At 62.8% G+C, this 20258-nt stretch carries 14 protein-coding genes; 3 read left to right on the plus strand and 11 right to left on the minus strand.

The window, feature by feature from the left end:
* Window positions 1–182 precede the first annotated feature (182 nt).
* The 11 genes from ABZ319_RS04105 to ABZ319_RS04155 form a co-directional block, all read right to left on the minus strand.
* Window positions 183–1601: a hypothetical protein gene (locus ABZ319_RS04105; protein ID WP_354984831.1), complete on the minus strand. Its 1419-nt coding sequence runs from the start codon at window positions 1599–1601 to the stop codon at window positions 183–185.
* Between the two features lie 702 nt (window positions 1602–2303).
* Window positions 2304–4673 (minus strand): hypothetical protein, encoded by a 2370-nt coding sequence (locus ABZ319_RS04110; protein ID WP_354984832.1) that lies wholly within the window; start codon window positions 4671–4673, stop codon window positions 2304–2306.
* Between the two features lie 113 nt (window positions 4674–4786).
* Window positions 4787–5656, minus strand: a complete 870-nt coding sequence (locus ABZ319_RS04115) for a transglycosylase SLT domain-containing protein (RefSeq protein WP_354984833.1) — start codon at window positions 5654–5656, stop codon at window positions 4787–4789.
* Between the two features lie 248 nt (window positions 5657–5904).
* Window positions 5905–6810: a hypothetical protein gene (locus tag ABZ319_RS04120; RefSeq protein ID WP_354984834.1), complete on the minus strand. Its 906-nt coding sequence runs from the start codon at window positions 6808–6810 to the stop codon at window positions 5905–5907.
* 12 nt (window positions 6811–6822) lie between these two features.
* Window positions 6823–9078, minus strand: coding sequence for a hypothetical protein (locus tag ABZ319_RS04125; RefSeq protein ID WP_354984835.1), 2256 nt, complete (start codon window positions 9076–9078; stop codon window positions 6823–6825).
* Window positions 9079–9164: 86 nt separating this feature from the next.
* Window positions 9165–11684 carry an ATP-binding protein gene (locus ABZ319_RS04130; protein WP_354984836.1) on the minus strand — a complete coding sequence of 840 codons (2520 nt, stop codon included), beginning with the start codon at window positions 11682–11684 and terminating at the stop codon, window positions 9165–9167.
* A 2-nt stretch (window positions 11685–11686) separates the two neighbouring features.
* Window positions 11687–12205: a hypothetical protein gene (locus ABZ319_RS04135; RefSeq protein ID WP_354984837.1), complete on the minus strand. Its 519-nt coding sequence runs from the start codon at window positions 12203–12205 to the stop codon at window positions 11687–11689.
* A complete protein-coding gene (locus ABZ319_RS04140) occupies window positions 12205–12468 on the minus strand; it encodes a hypothetical protein (protein ID WP_354984838.1) in 264 nt (87 codons plus the stop codon). Before ABZ319_RS04140 ends, ABZ319_RS04135 begins: the two co-directional genes overlap by 1 nt.
* Window positions 12469–12482: 14 nt before the next feature.
* Window positions 12483–13484 carry a conjugal transfer protein gene (locus ABZ319_RS04145; RefSeq protein WP_354984839.1) on the minus strand — a complete coding sequence of 334 codons (1002 nt, stop codon included), beginning with the start codon at window positions 13482–13484 and terminating at the stop codon, window positions 12483–12485.
* A gap of 67 nt (window positions 13485–13551) precedes the next feature.
* Window positions 13552–14682, minus strand: coding sequence for a GAF domain-containing protein (locus ABZ319_RS04150; RefSeq protein ID WP_354984840.1), 1131 nt, complete (start codon window positions 14680–14682; stop codon window positions 13552–13554).
* A gap of 113 nt (window positions 14683–14795) precedes the next feature.
* The gene (locus tag ABZ319_RS04155) at window positions 14796–15695 is read right to left on the minus strand and encodes an ROK family protein (protein ID WP_354984841.1); all 900 of its coding nucleotides are present in this window, start codon (window positions 15693–15695) and stop codon (window positions 14796–14798) included.
* Window positions 15696–16411: 716 nt separating this feature from the next.
* On the opposite strand from ABZ319_RS04155, the gene ABZ319_RS04160 reads away from it, so the two are divergent.
* From ABZ319_RS04160 to ABZ319_RS04170, 3 genes are all read left to right on the plus strand, one after another.
* Window positions 16412–17059, plus strand: a complete 648-nt coding sequence (locus tag ABZ319_RS04160) for a MerR family transcriptional regulator (protein WP_354984842.1) — start codon at window positions 16412–16414, stop codon at window positions 17057–17059.
* Window positions 17060–17201: 142 nt separating this feature from the next.
* Window positions 17202–18350 carry a pyridoxal-dependent decarboxylase gene (locus ABZ319_RS04165; protein WP_354984843.1) on the plus strand — a complete coding sequence of 383 codons (1149 nt, stop codon included), beginning with the start codon at window positions 17202–17204 and terminating at the stop codon, window positions 18348–18350.
* Between the two features lie 1284 nt (window positions 18351–19634).
* Complete coding sequence (locus ABZ319_RS04170) at window positions 19635–20219, plus strand: hypothetical protein (protein ID WP_354984844.1); 585 nt, start codon at window positions 19635–19637, stop codon at window positions 20217–20219.
* The last annotated feature ends 39 nt before the right edge of the window (window positions 20220–20258 follow it).

Genomic DNA, 20258 nt, shown 5'->3' on the forward strand with positions numbered 1-20258 from the left:
GGCCGCGGTCGAGCCCGTGTCGGCGCCCGCGGGAGTGAGCCAACCTCGCGGCACCGCGTCCGCGGTTTCGTGCGCGGTCCGGGAGAGCTCGGCAGCGATGGTCGCGAGAATGTGTGGTTCAACTTGGAGTGGCATTGTCTCGCTCGCTTTCGATCTCGACACGGTGCGGGAGGGTTGGGGGGTCAGGCTGACATCACAGCGGGTCCGGGAACGGGGGCGAGCGGGTCGCTCGGCGCGGCGCCTGCGGCATTGCCGGGTTGAGAGGCGACCGCGTCGATGGCGTTGGGGTGCGCGAAGCCCGCGAAATCACCGAAATCACCGTCGCTGTCCTGCATTACCGCGTCGAATGGCGTCAGGGCGCCGTCGGCGATGATCCAGAGCGAACCGTCTCCGTCGGTGTCGAACAGCACCACGATTGCGCTACGGCCGGTCCAGGTGGCGACGTCGCCGGTGACGAGTTCGTAGGGGTCGACGGGTCGGCCGGGGCGCTCAGTTCTACCCTGCTCGGGACGCTCCCACTTGGCAGGGGTGTTGGCGTAGGCCGCTTGGGCGCTGGTGCCGGCATTATTGGACTCGGCCGCGGTCAAAGCTATATCGACGGTTGGCGAGACCCACGCGGTGCGCGAGTCTCGGAAGGTGTGCAGGACCTTTCCGTCGGCATTGGGGACTGGTGCGCCAGGTTGTGTGGCTGCGTTGGCGGCCGAGGTGGCGGTCACGGGTGCCGTGCTGGTGGCGGCCGGGCCCGCGGGGGCGGAGCCGGGTGACCAGGGTGTGCCCGGGGACACCGTCGGTGCGGGAGCTGCGGCGGGTTCGGGTTCGCGGGGTCGCTCAGGTTCCGGGGGTGTCAGGCGGTCGCGGCGGTCGGAAAGGTCGCGATCATAGTCCCGCTGCATCGCGCCCTGCTGCATCAGCAGTGGGAGCATGGACATCAGTCCGTCCATTCCGCCGAAGCCACCGCCCGTATCAGCGGGGCTGTACGGAGAATCAGGGGGCGCCGGAGTTTGCGGCTGGTCCGGTTGGCTCGGACGGTCTTGGTCGGGCCGGTCGGGCCGGTCCGGGTCGGGCGGTGGAGGGTTCTTGTCGTCAGCTGTACCCAGCGCTTCGAGGTCCTCGAGGGCCTGCTCGGCTTGCGCACGAGCACGCTTCTCCGCCTCCAGCTCTTTTGTGAGGCCATCGACATCATTCGCCGTGTTCTGATGAGCCCCCGTCGCATCGGCCAGGATCGTTCCGACTTTGTCGAATGACCCGAGTACGGTGGCGACGAATGCGCTTTGGTCATATGCAGCCTGCGCACCGTCGTTCATTTCGGTGACAAGGCGGCTCAAGTTTTCGATGCCCACAACGTTGGTTGATTCTGTCACTGCGATTGTCGCTTCGACTCCTCGGTCGAAACCGATGAATCGATCGGCTGCCGCATTGAGATCGTCGACGAGTTTTTTGTAAAGCGGAATGTCGATGTCGGACGCGACGAGCCTGGCTTGCAGTGCAGAAAGGCGCGAGAGTACAAGCTCCGCCCCAGGCGGCCTGCCGAAGGACATCCGGGTTTCGAAGATCCATTCGGTGAGAGTTTTCGACCCCGAAGGCTTGGTCGAAGCATTCATAGGTGGCGACACGAGTACACCTACGTGTTGGATATCGCGTGAAGGGCAGATTTGGGATCATTAGTAAACCAATTACTGACGAACCTCGAGTCCATTCCGCGTGGTAGGAAGAATGCGCCCGTCTCTCCAGGCGGAGGCACATAGGGCCGCTCGCCTTCGATTTCGCGAGGCGGCTTACCAACCCAGTCACCTTTGACGGCATCCCTCGGGGGTACGGGTTCTTGCGTGTTTCGAAACATCTGCGTCGCATAATTTCCGACACCATAACCGATACCTCTACCGGTTGTTACGGCATCAGCCCCCGTAACGCGAAATACTAGTTTATTCTTAGCCAGTGCGCGAACTGCGCTTTCTGCTGTTTTGGTCCCGAGTCTTCGAGCCAGTGCCCCGCCGAGACCCCAGCCGGAAAGCCCGCCGGCCGCGCCACCCAACGTAGCCCATCCGACATCATCCCAGCTATTGAGGTTGCCTTCCGCCCATTGGACTCCCAAGTTCACGAGCGAGCCACCGACTATTCCGCCCGCTGGCCCGAGAAGCATTGTCGCGACCGCAGGCACACCGGCCTGCAGCGCAAACGCACCTGCCTCCGCCCAAATGCCCATCATGGCTCCTTTCCAACCAACGCCGTCAGCGACGGTTCAATTGTGGAGCGTCCCCAACCTTGGGAAGTCAGTATGGCGCAAATGAGCCCGCCGTCGTTGTTTACGGAACAGGCTCCGCCTCCGAGAGCGATCCGGGCGGTTTAACTCCTACACGCGACCCAGGCCATGGATCGTTGGGGAGCTCGTCCGTAACATTTTCGAATACCCGGCTTTGGTCCAACATGTGCAATGCCTCAGCGAGCATTCTGCGGTCTTCGGGGTCGTCGTTGATGCCTCTGCGCGCATTTTCTTCGGACGATTCAGCCCAAGCGCGTACACGTTCTCTATATTCGACCGACAACTCTTTTCCCATGTTCTTGAGCGTGTCGATCGAAGCATTTTCCCACTCTTGCGGCGCGAGCGCTTCGTCGAGCATGACTCCCGATTTCCATGCGTTCCGCGCCCTGTTCAGTAAACGTTGGTCAGTCACACTTCCGATGGCCGGATCGGGTGTATTGTTTGCAAAATTATCTGCTGTGACGACCGCCCAACCTCTGAACTGCCCCGCCCATGGCCCGGTTCGTCGACCATTCTCGGAGGCTGCGGAGAGTGCTGCTTGAGCGACGACTCTGGGCCGGAACTCGAACGGGTTGGAGTCCGTGGTCGCCCGGGTAACCGCCGCGACCGTGGCTATTCTGGAAATGACAGAGTCAGGCACGCCGGCGCGCACCATGGCACCGATTTTACCTTTGTAATCGGCCTCGTGATCGCCGAGCGCGTCCCACGCGAATGCACGGCCGATGTCACTGGCCATGCCACCATTGTCATTTGCCTTTTCGAGCATGCGAAGGTCAAGAATTCGACGTACCGCGACCTGCTCCGCGTGCCATTCGAGTAACTGACCCGATGCGGCTAGTCGCATAGTGTTGTTCTCGGCGGCTTGTCTGATTCTGGATCGCGGGTTCAAAGGGCCGAGGCGCCGCCCCAGCATCCATGCGGCCGCCGGGCTGCTATTGAACGCGTTCATGGCGGTCATCGCAGCTGTCCATCGCATCATCGGCGACACCCCGCTGGGTGATGGTATCATTTCGGAGCGACCGTTGGAATGCGATAACATAGCCGCTATCCGCTTGGTAATTTCGTCGTTGCTGCGATCCAGTGCGGCACTGAACCGTCGAGCCTGCGACAGCGCAGCCAGGACCACGATACTAGCCAAGAAGGATGCTTTCATCTCGTGGCCGCGCGCACTGTCGAAAATTCCGATCAGAATAAATGTATAGATGCTGACGCCGAGCGTGAACGCTGACATTTTTCCGGCGGCGACCAACCCGCCCACGATCCCGTGTATGAGGGTTGTTTGGGTTGGTCCGGGGATATAGCCACCGAACGCGAGAGCGAAGATGATCTTGAACGCGTGGTAGACGGTATCCAGGGCCGCGCCGACTACCTTCGCCGCCATGTAGACGGCCAACGCGAGCAGGAGCGTTGAGGTGACGATCAGCAACGCACCGGTACCGATCTGAGCGACACTGGGAGAGTCGGCGTGTGCGACGGCGGAGAGGTCGCCGCACCGCCGCAGATTGTCCTTGACCGAGTCGCTCGACCCGGTCCTGATGCCCGTGGACCACGCAATGCCGCACGGACTGTCGTCAGGAATCGAATGACCGAAGTTCCACATCTTCAACGGTCGGCTCGCGAAGGCGTCGGCGAGTTCCGTTTGCAGCGCGGGGATCATCGCGGAGGTGCTCCGACCCGAGCTACCGTGCAGGCCCGCCGATACCGCGAGTGCGAGGTTGCGGGCTTGAGCCAGTAGTCCGTGAGACGAGAACGTCTCACCGAGCGGATTGGGCAGCACCAACACGCCGAGGACCGCGTTGGCCATGATGGTGAGTGTCTGCGTTGTTGCCCGACTCGTGAAGCCACGGGTCAGAGCTATGGCGACGATGAAGCCTCCGATGCACACCCCGAGCGCCCGGACCTCGGTGGTGGCGATGTTCAACGCGAAGTTCTGTGCTGCCGCGGTCAGCAGGCCTGCGACGGCGTCCATCCATTCGAAGCTCAGCGTGTAGCCGATCAGCCAGATGGCGAGGATAACGATGATCAGATATCCCGTGCACTCGAGTTTCAGCAACAGGGACACGATCGTGTGATCCGGTCGTATGACGCTGCCGTTGTTGGTGATGAACGCGTAGTCCGAGAGCGCCACTCCGCGTTTGTCGCGAATGTTGGTCCAGCTGAGGGCATCGATGGTCGAACTGTCCGACGCCCCGCTACCTCCGCTCGCCATGGCGACCGCACCGACGATCGCAGGTAGGACGATGAGGGCGAGCACGGTGGCCATCAATGTGACCGAGCGGCGCAGTGCGCGGTGGTCGGCCAGATAGGCGTTCAGGCGGCGAACCCGAAGGGCCAGAAGGTGTGTCAGCGAGCTCTGATGTGTCCAGAGTTCAAAACCGTTTGGTCCGAACCGAATACATCGTTCCTCCGTCATTCACGCAGTATGGGTGTGACATGCTTCACCACCCAATGGAGATATCCCCACCCCTGGCAATCCGCCGATAGATGTTGTTGCGAAGTGTTCGAACAACGTTTGTCTCCGGTTCGTCAGTAGCCGACGTAGCGGCCGCCTGAACGCAGGGCCGCAATGCCGGGGACGTTGTCGACCGAACCGTATCTGTCGATGGAGTAGCGCACCCCGGCAATGATGTTGTCCACCGGGTTCCAGATGTCGGTATGACCTGGTAGCGCGTGTGCGGCGAAGGTCGAGTCGATCGTCTGCATCAGTCCTTTGGACGGCGTGCCGGCCGCCGCGTTGCTGTCCCACAGGTTGATCGCATGCGGGTTTCCGCTGGATTCGTGGTCGATGATGGCGCCGATGAGGGCGGGATCGATCGATCGGGTGTCATATCCGTTGGCTGCCAGCACACGCAGTGCCTGGTCGATCCATTGTCGCTGGGTTCCGGCGGGCATCGGTGCCACCGTTCCGGCATGACTGCCCGGCCGGGCCGGCCGGGGTGAGCGCGGGGCGGTTCGTTCCAGATAGCGGTCAACGAGAGCAGTCACCTGCGCTGCACGCGTCGAGGCGGAGTATCTGGCTTGGCCGAGAATGGATTCCGCGCGTGCCAGCGCAGCTATGAGAGCTCCAGAGAGGTTCGGGCGCGCTGAGCGAAACTCGTCTACCGTTCCGAGAGCGGTTACCGCCGCGTTGATTTCGGCGATCAAGGACTGGATGGCGCTTCTGTCTCGCAGGCTGTCATGTCCCTCCGCTCCGAGTATGTTCAGCAGTTCCGCATCTACGGCAGCGAGCGCATCGGCACGAGTGCTGGTTTCGGTGCGGATGATCTGGTACGAGGCAGTAGTTGTTACTCCGCTGTGAGCCGGCGCCGCTGCCGTCATGTGTGGAATCGGCGGCTCGGGCGGGCGCTGTGGTGCGGCCCGTGTGCCGAACTGCCCTGCCATCGACATCAGTGCCATCAGAGTAGGCGCGGCGAACGCAGCCGACTCCGCGTCCTGGCCCTTCGCTGCCGTGGTGGCTCTTCCAGCGTGCGCGTGTAATCGGCTGTGCGCTGGAGCGGTGCGCTGATCGGTCACCGGAACAGGTGAAGGCGCGGTTCGTGCGTTGTGCCTGCTATGCGGTTCGACACGCTTCTGGGACGCGTTCGAGTCCGCGGGTCCGGTAGCGGTCCGGGACGGCGTTATTTCGGTGGTCATGGGCCGCAGGTCTACTCGGACGGAAGCACCCGTTTGATGCGGGATTCAACGCTCGGGGGAATGGCGAACAGGCGCGTAATCCCGGTGGTGATGTCGAAGCTCACCACGGCTACCTGGACCGTTGTGGATTCGGAGGACTCACATGTGGTGCTGTTGCGTCCCGGTCTGGAATCATCGCGGACCGCGATTCCGACCCGTGTGGCCTCGTCGTTCTCGAAAGCCCAGAAAACCAGGTCTCCCGGGGAGACGGCACATGGGTCCACGATCTGTCCACACAGCGCCTGGTCCTTCACGGTCGCAGGCAGAGCTATTGAGCGTCGGGACGTAATCGGTGCTGTCGCACTTGTTCCAGCACAACTGCCCTGAATGTGTGGACTCGAGACTTGTTCGCACGAGCCCAGCAAGGGTGCAAGGGAGGCAGTGTGGATGATGTCGCGCAGGGTGGCCGCCCATTGCGCGGAATCGCTGTCCGAGGCATGCGCGGTCGCCGTTGTTCGACGAGTGAGTTCGAGCGCTAATCGGTTGGCACAGTCGGCGGATCGTCCCACAGCGAGGGTATTTATCGGTGCCAGCTGGTACGGGGCATTTCGCATCGCTTGCGCGCAGGCCTTGGCGCGATCGGGCACGTGATCGTCGGTGGGTGAGAAACTCAACTCGGCGTATGGATTTGCGGTGGGGATCTGGCGGGAATGGTTCCGGCCGTTCTCCTGCTGACAGGTGGAGGTTTTGTCAGGACCGAGCGCAGCGTCACATTGACATACGAAGTCGGCGCTTTGTGAGGCTGTGACACCGACAAATCCCAGGAGCAGACCAGTGGGGCCGCAGCAGACGAGCAGGCATGTGACCGCGATCCACACTGTTTTCGGGATCGTTCGGGCCAGGGCCGGCAGGTTCAACAGCAGAAGACGAAACACCATGTCGAGGCTCCTTCAGCGGTTCAATTCGTCGAGCGACGGTGGTGCCGAATTCACCGTCGAGCGGCGGATGCCCGAGGACCAGAGGTCGGATTCCATGCTCATGACCAGTTCTTCGCGCAGTTCGGCGAATTGCCGCTCGCCGATGCCGGTGCTCAGCTGATCGGGAGTCAAGGACAGCATGTCGTCGAGCGCGTTCACCACTCGGTTGGCATGTTCGGTGCCGATGGCCGCCATGATCGTTTGAGCATCACGGGGGGTGTAGTTCAGCCCGTTGATATCCCCGGCGGTGCCGCGTGAAATCGCTCCGATGGCTTCGAGTTTGGTGGTGCTCGGGCCCGCGAAGTAGTCGTCGATGACGCGCTGTTGGTGAGTGGTAGTGGGGACGATGTCATCGAAGCTGTCGCGGTAGCGCAGGATGGACATCTCCATCTCGGCGAGCCGGGCCGGTGTGCCGAATTCCTGATAGCCGCGCATCGCGGCGACCGCGTAGGCGAGTTGCTTGTGTACGCGCGGCTCGTCTTCGTGGTGTTGCTGAACGTAGGCGCGCGCGGCGACCGCGTCCTGCATGATTGCTTCGTCGGTGAACTGTGCTCCGATCAGTGCTGCCCACGCTTTTCCGATGTCGCCTCCCCCGTCGTAGAGCATGCCGTGAATGGCTGCCGCCCCGCCCCGCACGGTGTTGGCTCCACCCAGCCCTGCTGCGGTGGGAAGGTCAAGGCGCCCGGCGAGCTGTGCGCCTGGGACGCTGAAGTGTTGACGGGTTTGTACCGCTCGGTCCGCTGCTCTGATGACTTGTCTGCGGTCGTAGTAGGTGTTGGCCCAGTCGGGACCGAGTGCTGCCCAGGTTGACCAATTGTTCAGCTCACCAAGGTTTTTAACTCTGGAATTAGGGCTCAACGCTCCGCGTCGGCGCAGCAGTTGCTCGGTGATCGGCGAGCTGTTGACGACCGTGGCAGCAGCCAACAGCGGCAGCGGCCCCCAACTCGAGAGGCTGCTGCCCGCACGGACGGCCCCCATTCCGGATGACGAATGGCCGCCGCCAGCGGGTGTTCCGTTCTGCAGGGCGGAGGCGACCCAATTGGCGATCCATTGGTTCCCTTTGTCGATGCCCGCGCTCATTCGTCGTAGCTGCAGGACACCGACTGCCATCGCGATGGCGGTGAGTATTAGGACAGGCATGACCTGTTCCCGCGCTTGCGAGAGTATCTCTCCCAGAAAGAGAACGTAAACGCCCAGCAGAATGCTGTACGCGGCCATCCGCAAGGCGGTGATCACACCGTCGAGCAGGTTACGGACCAACATGGCCTGTGGCGGCCCATAGATGAATCCGCCTGCCGCGAAGCCCAAGAAGACCATGACTGCGTGGTAGATCGAATCCAGGACCGCCCTGACGACCAGGGTCGACAGGTAGAGCGCGAAGAACAGGATCACTGCAGCAGCGATGAGCAGAAGGACGCCCGCGCCGACTTGTTCGAGGCTTGGGTCGGTGGTTGCCGCATAAGCCGAGAGATCACCGCACGCACGCAGACCGTCCCGGAGTCGATTCGAGTCGTTGCTGCTCATACCTTGTGACCAAGCTGAGCCGCAGGCGGGACTGTCGTCGACGATGTGGCCGAAGTTCCATACTTGAGCGGGGTATCGTCCGAATCCATCGGCGAGACGCTGCTGGACGCTGGCAACTAGGCTGGCCGAATCGGGACTTCGATCGCCGGAGATGTCTGCCGCGACCGCCATGCCGACGTCGCGGCCCTGCGAGAGCAGCCCGTCGGGAGCGAGTATGTCCGCAATCGGGTTGATCATGAAGATCGGAAAAACCGCCACGACGAGCATCGTGGCGGTCTGCGTCACGGCTTTCGCGTAGTGCCCGGTGACGACGAACATCGCGACGATGAGACCGCCTATGGTGACCGCGACCGCCAGGAGCAGCGGTGTCCCAACATGTTCGGCGAGCGCGTCGCCGAGATCGTGAAGTGGGTCGCTGAAGTAGGCGAGCCATTGGAAGGAGAAGATGTAGCCGATCAACCAGATCGCGAAGCTGACCATGACGATGTAGCCGATGAATTCCAGGTCGATCACGACGGCGAGGGCGGTGTCGCCGGGATTCAAGATCCCGCCGTGATCTATGACGAGTTCGTAATCGGTGAGCCGAACTCCCCGGGAATCGGTGACGCGGAGCCAACTCAGCGCTCCACCGTTGGTCGGCAAGGTGCCCGGGGTATCCCCGGAGGCGGTGGCGATCGCGCCCACGATCGCCGGCGTCACGGTCATGCACACGGTCCACGCAAGGACCCGCAACACGGTGCGAGTACTCGGCACACGTCGCCGCAGGTGCCGGCCCAGCCATCGGAACGCGATCATGGCAACACGCTGTGTGGCCGAGGTGAACGTGTGCTGTTGTTCGAGATTGGGGTGCTGCTGATGGCGTGTGCGCGGTCGGAGCGTGCGGGACCCAGAACCTTGCCGCGCCCGATTCGATTGAGTGCGTCTCGCATGAACATCTCACCGCGGCGTTCGTCGGGTACTTGCCGTCCGAGTCCCACCGGTGGTGAGGTTTCTTCCCGCAGGATCTGCAAAAGGAACGGCATGCTGGTGAGATCGATTCCCAGCCACTCGAGGCTGTTTCTGGCCAGCGTTTCGTCGCGTTGACGAAAGACGAATCGGTTGGGTATCAGATTGTGGGCGGCGCCCTGAAAGTCCGAGGCCGGGTCATGGGAAGCGAGTCCGATGGCAGCAAGGTGTTTGCGGCCGTCGCGGCTGAAGTCGGAGGTGACCGACGCTCCGACGTGAGTTTGGGTGAAGTGATGGGCTTCGTCACCGATCAACAACCCGAATCGTCCGTTATCGCTGAGAAAGGCTGTCCTGGCGGCAACTCCGACGAGTTCGTACAGCGCTGTCCCAAGCCGCTTGGTCAAGGGAAGTCGGTGATAGAGATGAGGTGTGGTGAGCTCCTCGACGGTGGGCAGGGCCAGCCGATGGGAGCGTACGACGGTGGCAGCGGCATCGAGTCGCAGTGGCGGCAATTGTGAATCGAACAGCACCGGTACACGGTCGATCAGAGAGGTCAGGCGCAGGGCGAGCTCGCGGAAGTCCTCACCGCTGTCCGAGGTTGCGCTGAGGTCGCGTGCGGCACGCACCAGGTCGGGAAGACTCGCGACGCTGTGTTCGGCGAGCCCACGAGGACTGAGCAGACCGGCAGCCGCGGTGCCGGCCCCCGAAGTAGGTGAGATATCCAGCAGTGGCAGTACACAATCCATCGTGTACTCACCCGCGACGCGTTGGTCGAACATGCGCAGCGGGTCGAGTGAAACCGAGGGATCGGTGAGATCGATGACCACCGCGTCGTCGATCGCGGCCGCGAAGTGCGCCCACTCCCCCACTTGACTGCGGTCGATGGCCAGGAACTGTCCGCCCATGTCGTGGACCAGCACAGCGATGAGTTTCAGAAAGTACGACTTGCCCGACCCGAGCTCGCCGGTCACCGCGAAGGACGCCGACAGGTCGTGGAGGGCGGCTTCCATGATGCCGAAGTGGATGGGTTCGAAGTTGCCGGACATGAGATTCAGGCCGATAACGGGTCCCGAGTCGTCGCCGATCTGGTTGGTTGTATAGGGGACGAACCCCGCCCACATATCCGACGGCATGATGTGGGCGTAGTCCTCGAAGGCTCTGCGAGATGGGCTGCCGGGAATCAGCAGCGACCAGAGGTCGACCTGCGCTCCGACCGGCGCTGTCATCTCGATTTGAAATCGTTTGTAGCGGCGGCGCAGGACGTTGACCGCATCCAGAGTCGCTTCACGAGTGGGGCTGCCGACCGCGATCACAGTGGTGAAGCTGACTTCCGATTCACCAGCGTTGGTTTCGAAATGCTGGTTGTACTCACCGAGCATGCGTGCCTTCGACATCAGGGTGTTCTGCGCGAAGGAGACCTCTTGGTCGCGTTGGTCGAGTTGTTCACCGAGTCGACGCAAACTGAGTTCGTTGTTCTTGAGCACGGCCTCGGAGGGGGTGGTCGAGACGCGGATGCCCCAGTCGACCGTCGCGCCCTCGACACCTTCCAGGACGTTCAGGAACTCGCTCCCCCCGGGAAAATTCATGCCCGCGTACGGAAATGAGCGTGGAGTGAGCATCGTTTGATACGAGGGTGCGCTGCCTGACTGCTCTTGAACTACTTTGACGACGGGGGCGAAGGACGGGCGCATGCGCCGGGAATTGTCGGCTTTCGCTCCTTCGTCCAGTGCGGCCGAGCGGAAGACCGCCGCGGTGGCGTCGTCGAGTGCGCCGACGCGGGTGGGAGCGATTGGATCCTCGCCGGCGCCACGGGCAAGGTAGTGCTCCCACAGCCATTGAAACAGTGCCGCGGGAACAGGAGTGGGATCGAATTCACCGCCGACGCGTGACAGCACCGCGGTGGCGGTTTCCTCGTAGCGTTCCAGGTCGGCGCGAGTGATCGCGGCGGGATCGATGGTGCTGCCGTTACGCCAGATTCGAGTGACCGCGGAGTTCCCCAGGTGTGCAGATCCCACGGGGATGGACAGGAGGTGGATTCGGGTTCGGGGTTCGATCGCCCGGATTCGCTCGTAGGAACCGATGACCTCGGCAGCGTAGTCGTCGCACAGATCGAGGTCGATGCCTTCGACCATCTTGCTCAGGGCTTCGAGTGTATCGAGGCGGGCTTGGATGCCCAGCAGCAGTGATCCGGCCGGGAGGTGGTTCACCAAAGCATGGTGGGCTGCCAGTACGTCGAATTTGTCGCTGGCGGTGCGCAATCCGTAGCCCATCGGCTGGATGAAGTAGGTCGCCGTGACCAACCCCGCGTGGGTGAACTGTAGATTCCCGCGGATAGCCGCTGTTGGCTGGAGGTCACGTCCGAACATGATCAGTTCCGATCTGACGGACTCGCGGGATCGCCACCGAGCCACGATATTTCCGCTGCGGCGGAGCGGGTCGCCGAGTAGTTGCCCGCAGCTGCGAAGCGCGGGGTGCTCGGTTGCGTACGGCTGGCGTCGGGCAGGAGTAATACCACCGTCTGATCGATGAGCACGAGGTGGGGATTGGAGTCGGTGGTGATCGGTACACCTGACGCCGATACGGGTCGCCGTGCGACAAGCAATCGCGCAATCCACCATGCTCGCGAGATCAGGCGAACCCCGGTGTAGGGAACGAGGCCCAGGGCGAAGACGACGACGACGGTGAAACAGAGACCGGTGATGAAGGTGACTGCAGCGTTGACCGGAAAAGTCAAGGCACACAACGAGGTCGCCAGCAACAGGGCCGCTCCGCCTGCTATCTGCGGGAGAGTGTAGGGCCCGAACGGTAGCTTCTGGCCGTTCTGCGCCTTGCCGATCATGATCGGTACTCGCTTGACCGGTGTGAAGACCTTGATTACGGCGGCCATCAGCGGCGGTAGTTCCCGATAGGCTGATTCGGCACGATGTTGCCGGAATCGCTACGCACGTAGTTGATCAGAGAAGGCAGGGTCCAGAACAACACCACCGCCAAGAGCCCAGAGCCGACCGTCAGGAGCATCTTGCCCGGCGAAAGACGAGATTTCGCCGCATCAGCGATCAGTACCCCTCCGGCGATGAAGGCCAGGATGATCGTCCCCAGCCAGCGAAACTCCAGCAATGCTCGGGTGAGGAAGGTGGCTAGGGCGCCCATCGGATTTCCATTCGCTAGTTTTGGGTGGCAGGCGGGACCCGCACGGTGCTCGTGAGTGAGGGCACGGTGGTCGCGCTCGGAGGTTGGGCTCCGAACCCCTGTGCGTCCACCACGGCCAGTGGCATGGACAGTGCCGGGATCGCGTCGATTGTGGACACCTGCCATTGGCCCGCGGTTCGATCCAGGGTCAGCGGATAGCTCAGAGGTTGAAAGCCGGCTGCGCCGAGTTTGGGTTTGACCGTTATCAGCACGTGCGCGGTGCTGGTGGAGTTTCCGCAGGTCGTGTCATCTGTTGTGACACCCGTGGATTCGATCGCAGCGAAGGGTGGGGGTTGCAGTCCCGTGATTCCGGAGTTGACCGCCGCGTATCGATTCACATCACCTGTGCCGGTGAGGAATGCGGTGATGAACCCCATCGCGACGTCACCGAGTGGAGTTCCCGTGGCGCAGGAAGAACGGTAGACCAACTCGAGGTCGAAGCCGCGTTGGGGAGGGTTGACCACCGACGGCAGAGCGAGCGCGCGTAGCTGCCCCTGCGCTGCCGATACGCCGACGCGAAAATACAGCCGGATGTCGCCGGTTGTCCCAGCGCGGCCGGCGCGCACCGACACTGTCACAGCCCATACGTCCAGGTCGTTGGTTGTGACGGCCCGCGACGTGAATACGACGATCGGGTCCCGTACCTGGACCGCGGCGGCGGGAAGGTCGATTCCTTGGCCGGCGGGAACGTATGCGTCGAGGTGATCCTTCTGTCCGGCAACGGTATTGAGGTATTCCACGACGAACTGTTGTGCGAAGGCACCGACCAGCTGGGCTTGTCCGACGGTGACCGCGGCAGGCTCGGCGACGATGGCCGGTGGGTCGCTGGCGAACACATCGAGGATGGTGTGACCGCCACCGACGACGGCGAGTGTCGCCAGTAACGTCAGGCCGACCTTCTCCCGGCGACGCCGCACAGCCATTCGGCGTAGTAGCTGATCGCCGCTGTCGAGCGATCTTCGATTTGAGATCCGCACCTTCGAAATGCTAGGTAAGGTTGCGAGATAGCCTGATCGTGAGTGCTCCCACGGGTGGGAACCGTGTTCAGCTGGCGTGGTCGCGAGTAGTTATCTCGCGCAGCTCAGCGTCGTAACCGAATGGCTGTTCCGGAGCAAACGGATTGTTGTTGCGGCGAGATATGCGGGTGGTTGCCCCCGAATCGCATGCGGCCCAAGTAAGTTGCGCAAGCGCGGATTTACGCTGCGGGAAGCCGGGGTGGGGATACAGCAGTAACCGCGTGGCTGTGTATTCCCCGAAGTAGTTCAGGGTGCGGATTGTCATACCGGCGGTGTCGTTGGACCGCAGCTGGTCCCCGAGCTCCATCAGCTGTGCGCGGTCATCGGGATGAAAGACATCGACCGGCCTGTAGAGATAATCCCACCGCACCCAGGGCGCTGGATCAGTCAGCCAGTGGGCGATGCTGGTCCACTCCACCTGAACGAGAGCCAGATGGGTGCCGGCACGTCTGTGAGCTTCGCGCAGTCCGACACTCTCCAACGGTGCCCGTTCTGGCGCAGAGGCCGTGGATGTGACATCTTCGATCAGCCACCACGCGCCCCGTCCACGATGGTCGACTCGGGTTCGAATAGTTATGCGCCATACGCCGTTTCGCCCACGGCGGTCTCGGATGGTGGCGTCGAACTGCAGTCGGCCACCACTGTCCGGATCATAGAGCAGCTCCAGCAATTCGGCGTGTTGGTCGAAGACGGTCGCGCGGTGAAAAAGCTCGGCGATGGAGAGAGTGGGCACGTAGGCCTCCCCTCCGACCCCGGTGAGCTGGGTGACGGTGTCGGGCTGGAGGATTGTCTGGGTGTCGAGGTCCCAGATCACCCCAACGGCCGGCTGAGGAGTGGGAACTGTGACGTTGGCGGGCCCGAGCCACACCCGGACAGCGTGCACCTCTCCGGTCGGCCCGAAGATCGGCCGAGTCAACAGCCGGTATCGGCCGGAATTGGTGGGGATCGTGAGGTCGACCCCCTCGCCGCGCTGCCGTGTGGCACGTACTTTGTCAGCTATGTCGCGGGTAGTGAGGGTGTCATAGCAAGCGGGAATTTTCGAGAGCAGACGTTGCACCACGCGGTACCAGCTGGCGAAGTTACGGGGGGCGTCACCCAGAGAGGCCACCGAAACGATATCCGCGGCCAGTGTCTCCAGTGTCAACCATGGGATCACCATCGTGCTTCTCTCGTCGCGTTCACTCCGTATCGGACGCTCCTGCTATTGCACATCTAGAAGCGAGCCTATTTGAAATGTACCGTTAATGGACGGTTCATTCAACAGGTGATCATCTATTGGCTGCTCGCCTTGACAGCCACTGCGATGAGGCCGGCGCCAACCAGAATCGCGTCCTCGCCGAGTTCGGAACGAACCACTCGAAGCCCGGAGAGGAACCCCAGGCGTGCCCGGTCCGAGATCGCCCGGCCCAGTGGGCTCCACAGGGCAGAGCCGGCATCAGCGACGGTTCCACCCACCACGACCAAGCCGACATCGAGCACGGCCGCTACCGAGACGATCGCTCGACCGAGAGCAGTCCCAGCGCGTTCGAGCGCGGCCAGGGCGGTCGGGTCACCGGCCTCCGCCGCGTCGATGAGAGCCGATTCACTCGATCCGCCCCACCCACGGGCTCGGGACCAACGCACCATGGCGGTTCCGCCGGCCACCGCTTCCAGGCATCCGTGGCCACCGCATTCGCAGATATCGTCGAAGCCCGGGACCAGTACATGCCCGATGTGCCCGGCGTTGCCCGTACGCCCGACGACGGTGAGACCTCCGACGGTGAGACCCCCGGTGACACGGGCCGAGACGTGGACGGTCAGCGTATCGAGTTCGCCACGGGTGGAACCGAGATTGCTTTCCGCCATCGCGTGACATGCACCGTCGAGTGCGAGCATGACCACGCAGTGCGGAAACACCTCCCGTACGGCGGCGGCGATGGCGAATCCGGTTCTCCATTCGGGTATGGCAGCAGAGGCGATAATGCCCGCCGCCATGTCGATGGGTCCGGAAGCGCCGATGCCGACCGCGGTGATGCGATCGTTTCCCGCGACCTCAATCAGCAGGTCACGGCAAGCGGCCCATACATCCCGCGTCGGCGGCGCGATCACGCGCATCTGTTGCGTGCCTTCGGTTTCGCTGATGCGCCCGACCGCGAAGCGTGACGGGCCGATCTCCAGCGCCAGGATCGTCATCGGGTTGCCCGTACGCGCGGCCGAGCGGAGCGGATTTCAACAGTCATCGGTACCGGTCCGCGGCAGTCGCAGCGGGGATTGCCGGCCCAGCACGATCCGTCGAGCCGGTGCGGCGAACGTGAGTTCGGAACGCGTTGGCTCGGTGCCGGTGCGAATGATCCGCAGAGGTCGGCGGCTCTCGCTCGGCGCCCCTCGGTAGCGTTCCAAGTTCAGCACAATCTTGCCGGCATTGTCGTAGCCGATCCCGGCCCAGATCATCGCTCGCGGACCCTCGCCACGCGATATGAGTGTCTCTGCGAGAGTTTGACATTCGGCGCGCAGGGGGCACTCGTGGCAGATTTGTGTCGCCACTCGCCACAGGTCGGGACTGCCGGTATCGAGGTCCCAGGTGTCGGGGTTGTCCGCACAGGGAGGCCGTCGGGCGGCTGGGGTGTTCACAGGTGGAGCACTCTCGGACTCGGATGATCCGACGTCCAACCACCGGTTTCGTTTCGTGTTCATCGCCATCTCCGGGGTACCTGGAGCGCGATTGGCAGCGCGCCCCGCGTTTAGCCTTCGTCAGGGCTGCTCAACAGTCCCCGGGAACCCCAGCCGATCGGCTGGTCTTCGGACCGTAACCGACCTCACAACGAGACGCAATACTTTGAGCCGTTATTTAACGGCACAATCTTGTACGTATCATTGGATACGGTCACATCGTTAGCTACCGTAGAGAGATGGCTGGCGAGTCGGAGTACACGATCGATGATTTGGCACGCGCTGCGGACACGACGGTCCGCAGCGTCCGCGTGTACCACGAACGGGGCCTGCTGCCGTCACCTGAGGTACGTGGTCGCGTGGGCTACTACGATAGTGATCACCTTCACCGGCTCCAGACGATCAGCCGTCTGCTGGGACGTGGAATGCGACTGAACGGAATCCGGGAACTGCTGGAAGCATGGGACCGCGGCGACGGGCTGGGCGAAGTACTCGGTGTGACATCGACTCACGAAAACCCGCCTGACCGTGGCCACACCTTCGAGTTCGAACCACTCTGGCAATCCGTGACGAACGCGCCGGCTCCGTGGTGTACGGAGTTATCGGCGCGGCTGACGGAGATAGGCGCGACTCCATCGGATGTGGAGCGTCTGCTCCAGCAGCTGGCGGAGGACTGCGGCCGGCTGGCTGAGCATTGCGCCAACGAACTGCTGCTGCGGCTACTCGGTGCCGCACACGAAGAGGTGCCGCGATCGATGGGCGAGCGACGCCGACTGCAGGCGAAGCGGGCTGCGGCCAGGACTGTGGTCGCACAAGCCGCCGCAGAACTCATCGACCGTGCCATCGATCGCTACTGCGACTCGCCGCCCGGGATACCAGGCAACTGAGCACCGAATAGGGTTGGCGGTTTTCCCACCACAGGAAAGTCGCCGCACCGATGGTGTGCCACGCGATTGCTAGTGTCGTATTCATCGACGGCTCGTACGGACGATCTGAGCAGCAATTCAGGCGGTGCGCGTGAACAGAGCTATGCAATCCCGACTGAGAATTGGTCGGTTTCCCTCCTCCGAGAACGAACTTCTCGAGCATCTCGATGCCATCATCGACGAATCGCGTGTTGACGACCGATACACCCTCGGCCCTTCCGTGAACAGAAATGTCAGTTTTAGTCACCTATCCGCGCTGCTCAATGCATTCCCTTGTCACACAGGCGATCTCGGTGTTTCAGGTCGTCCACCGACACTTTCCATGGCGATGGAGCTGGCGGTCGTCATGTACCTGGCCGAGTTGTCCAACGGTGATCCGGATTCGACCTTCGGATACATCACTTCCGGTGTGCGCGAAGCGAACCAGTTCGGAATCGATCGCGGCTGTACCATCCTGCCGGACGCCAGGGTGTACTGCAGCGAGGCCGCGGATTCTTCGATCGCCGCATGCGCGCGTTTGATGCGCAGGGAACTCGTGCTCGTGGAATGCGACGCCAGCGGTGCGATGGACATGCGGCATCTGTCGCAACTGTGCCGGACCGCGGACGGCGAAGGGGCTGTTGTCGTTGCCACCGTCGGGACCCCGCTGGAAGGCGCTGTCGACGACGTTGCCGCGATCGGCGCCGCGGCGATGGGCGCGGGCAATGTCCACATTCATTTGGACGCGACCATCGGCGGGCTGATCGCGCCGTTCACCAGTGACCGGAGCCGTTGGGGTTTCGCACACTCGAATGTCGGCAGTATCGCGTTGAGCCCGCACACCGTGCTGGGCTTGCCGATGCAATGTGCGGTCGCCCTGTGCCGCACAGACGTTCTCGATGCTGACGCAAGTGGCTTTGCCGGGTCGAGCGACGCCACGATCAGCGGGTCGCGCAGCGGTTCGCCCGGTGTGCTCCTCTGGTACGCGCTGGCACGTAGCGGCACCGCGGGCTTGGCGCGTAATGCGTGGCGCGCTCTGGATACGGCCGCCTACGCGGCGGACTCTCTGGCACTGCTCGGGCTCGATCCTGTGGTGCACGGGTCGTCGATCGTGGTCTCGTTCGACCGCCCCGCGGAGTGGATCTGTCAGCGTTACCACTTGACCACCGCCGGCTCCCGTGCCGCTGTCACCACGGTGGGACACGTGACGAAAGACCTGATCGACGAGTTCTGCCGGACGATCGCCGATGATTTGGCTCAGCACATGACCTGATCGGGTTCGGCGGGCAGTATTTCGCGCCACCCGCCCAACCTCACGGCACCTGGAAATCAGCGTTTCCCTTGGCACCAAACAGCTTGTGGACGACAGACGTAGGAACCGCCCGCACGATCCCCGCCCGCCCGCCCGGCGCCATCGCGACTGTGGACCGAGGGCGCGGGGCCTTCTCCCCAATGCAAGCTCTGCCCGGTGGATCCGTGATGGAAGTGGTACCCGCTGCGATCCCGGGTGCCGTAGGAATTGTTGCCGTAACCGTATCCGGACCCTCGCGAACTGTCCGCATCGGCGCCACCGGCCGCGATGACTGTGGGTAGTACGGCGAAGAGTAGTCCGGCGATGAGGGCGGTACCTGCCCAGTACCGAATCTCGGTCGTATTTATGGCCATGGGTGCACTCCTGTGCGCGATCGCTCACAGCGCCTCGGACGGGCCGTGACTGCGAATTCACTCAAATTATGTACCGTTATATAGCGTCTCGACCCTCCGTCGATGGGAGCAGCTGGAGGATAGCAGCGGATCGATGCCCGCTTACCTGCTCGAATGCGCCGACAAGTCCCAGCAGTGAGAAGACGGCCCGTTATGCAGCGGTACATTAAATGTGGAGTTACCACAGCCTCCGAGCGCTACACAGGGAGTTGCGATGTTTGGACGGATCACAAGGCGCTTGGCGCAACCCTGTTGGCGCACGCTCGCTCTGTGCGCCGGCGCGGTGGCGCTGGGCTTGGCACCCACGCATATCTCGCAGGCGCAGGCCGCTCCGGACGGTGCGCCGTGCCTCTGGGCGGACGTTGCCTACCCCCGCGGAGCCGAGGAGGTTGCGGGCGGCTGGCACTTCACGTGCGCCACGGACAGTTGGGGCGCACCCGTGTGGATCAGAGGTGAGCGGACACAATCGGAGAGTACCGTCGCGAATCCGGGCGCCGTGACCAATCCCGCGGGACACTTCAGTCCGGGTGCTCGCCAGCCGGGTACGTCGTATAACGACTATTGCGTCGGAAGCCAGCTTATCGACGGATCAGAGGATGTGTACCAGGTGGTGGCACATCCGAATGGCTTTCTGCAATGGAAATACGCGGCGCCACTTCGGGAGTGGCAGTACAGCGGGGGCGATGCTGTCGCTGACGGCACCTGGAGGAGCTCGAGCAACTGCCTCGACGGTGTCCTGAGCTGAGGAACCTGTCCCGACTCGCTCACCAGCGGTGAGAATGCTCGAGCATCAGCCACGGCGGCTTCTCGATTGTGCTGTCTCACAGCAGAGCTCACTGTGAGGTTGGGGCCGATGTCGCCGTTCCAGTTCCGATCTGTTGTCGTGTGCGACGACAACAATGTCGATCTCGCCGTCGCAGATCAGCACCGCGAAGTGAGAACATATCGTTTCACCATGGACCGTGGCGACCGGATCCCGTTGATGCGCTGTTCGAAGAAGTACATCGACGATCACCTCACCTCGGTCACTCGTCGCGCCCCTGACTGGCCCACCGATCTGGCACTGACCGCGATCACTGCTCGTCGTTATCCTCTGCCGGTGATCATCGGCCCGCCCGATTCCCACGTGAACACTGCATGGCCTGACCCGAACCTGCTGTTGAGCGGCGTGTTCCGCCGCAGTGCGAATGAAGTGGGTGTGGTCGCGCAAGACTCGCGCGGTGGATCCACCGAATGGACGTTCGTGGACCGCAGATCCGAACGGTACGGAATGGTGTGGAGCGAGACGTTCGCCTCCCAGTACGGGGACTCGGCACTTGCGAACCCTTGGCCGGTCGCGCTGGCGGAGTTGGTGTTCGCCAGCGATGACGACCCCTTGTTCGGTCCGCGAAAGCTCGCGTTGCGATGGCCGTCGCGTAAGTCGTCGGCACGATCATAATGGGCGCTATCGGTGGAGCGAGCCCCTCGGCCACAGGTC

Origin of the sequence: Nocardia sp. NPDC005978, assembly GCF_040614455.1 — a bacterium.
Classification (GTDB): domain Bacteria; phylum Actinomycetota; class Actinomycetes; order Mycobacteriales; family Mycobacteriaceae; genus Nocardia.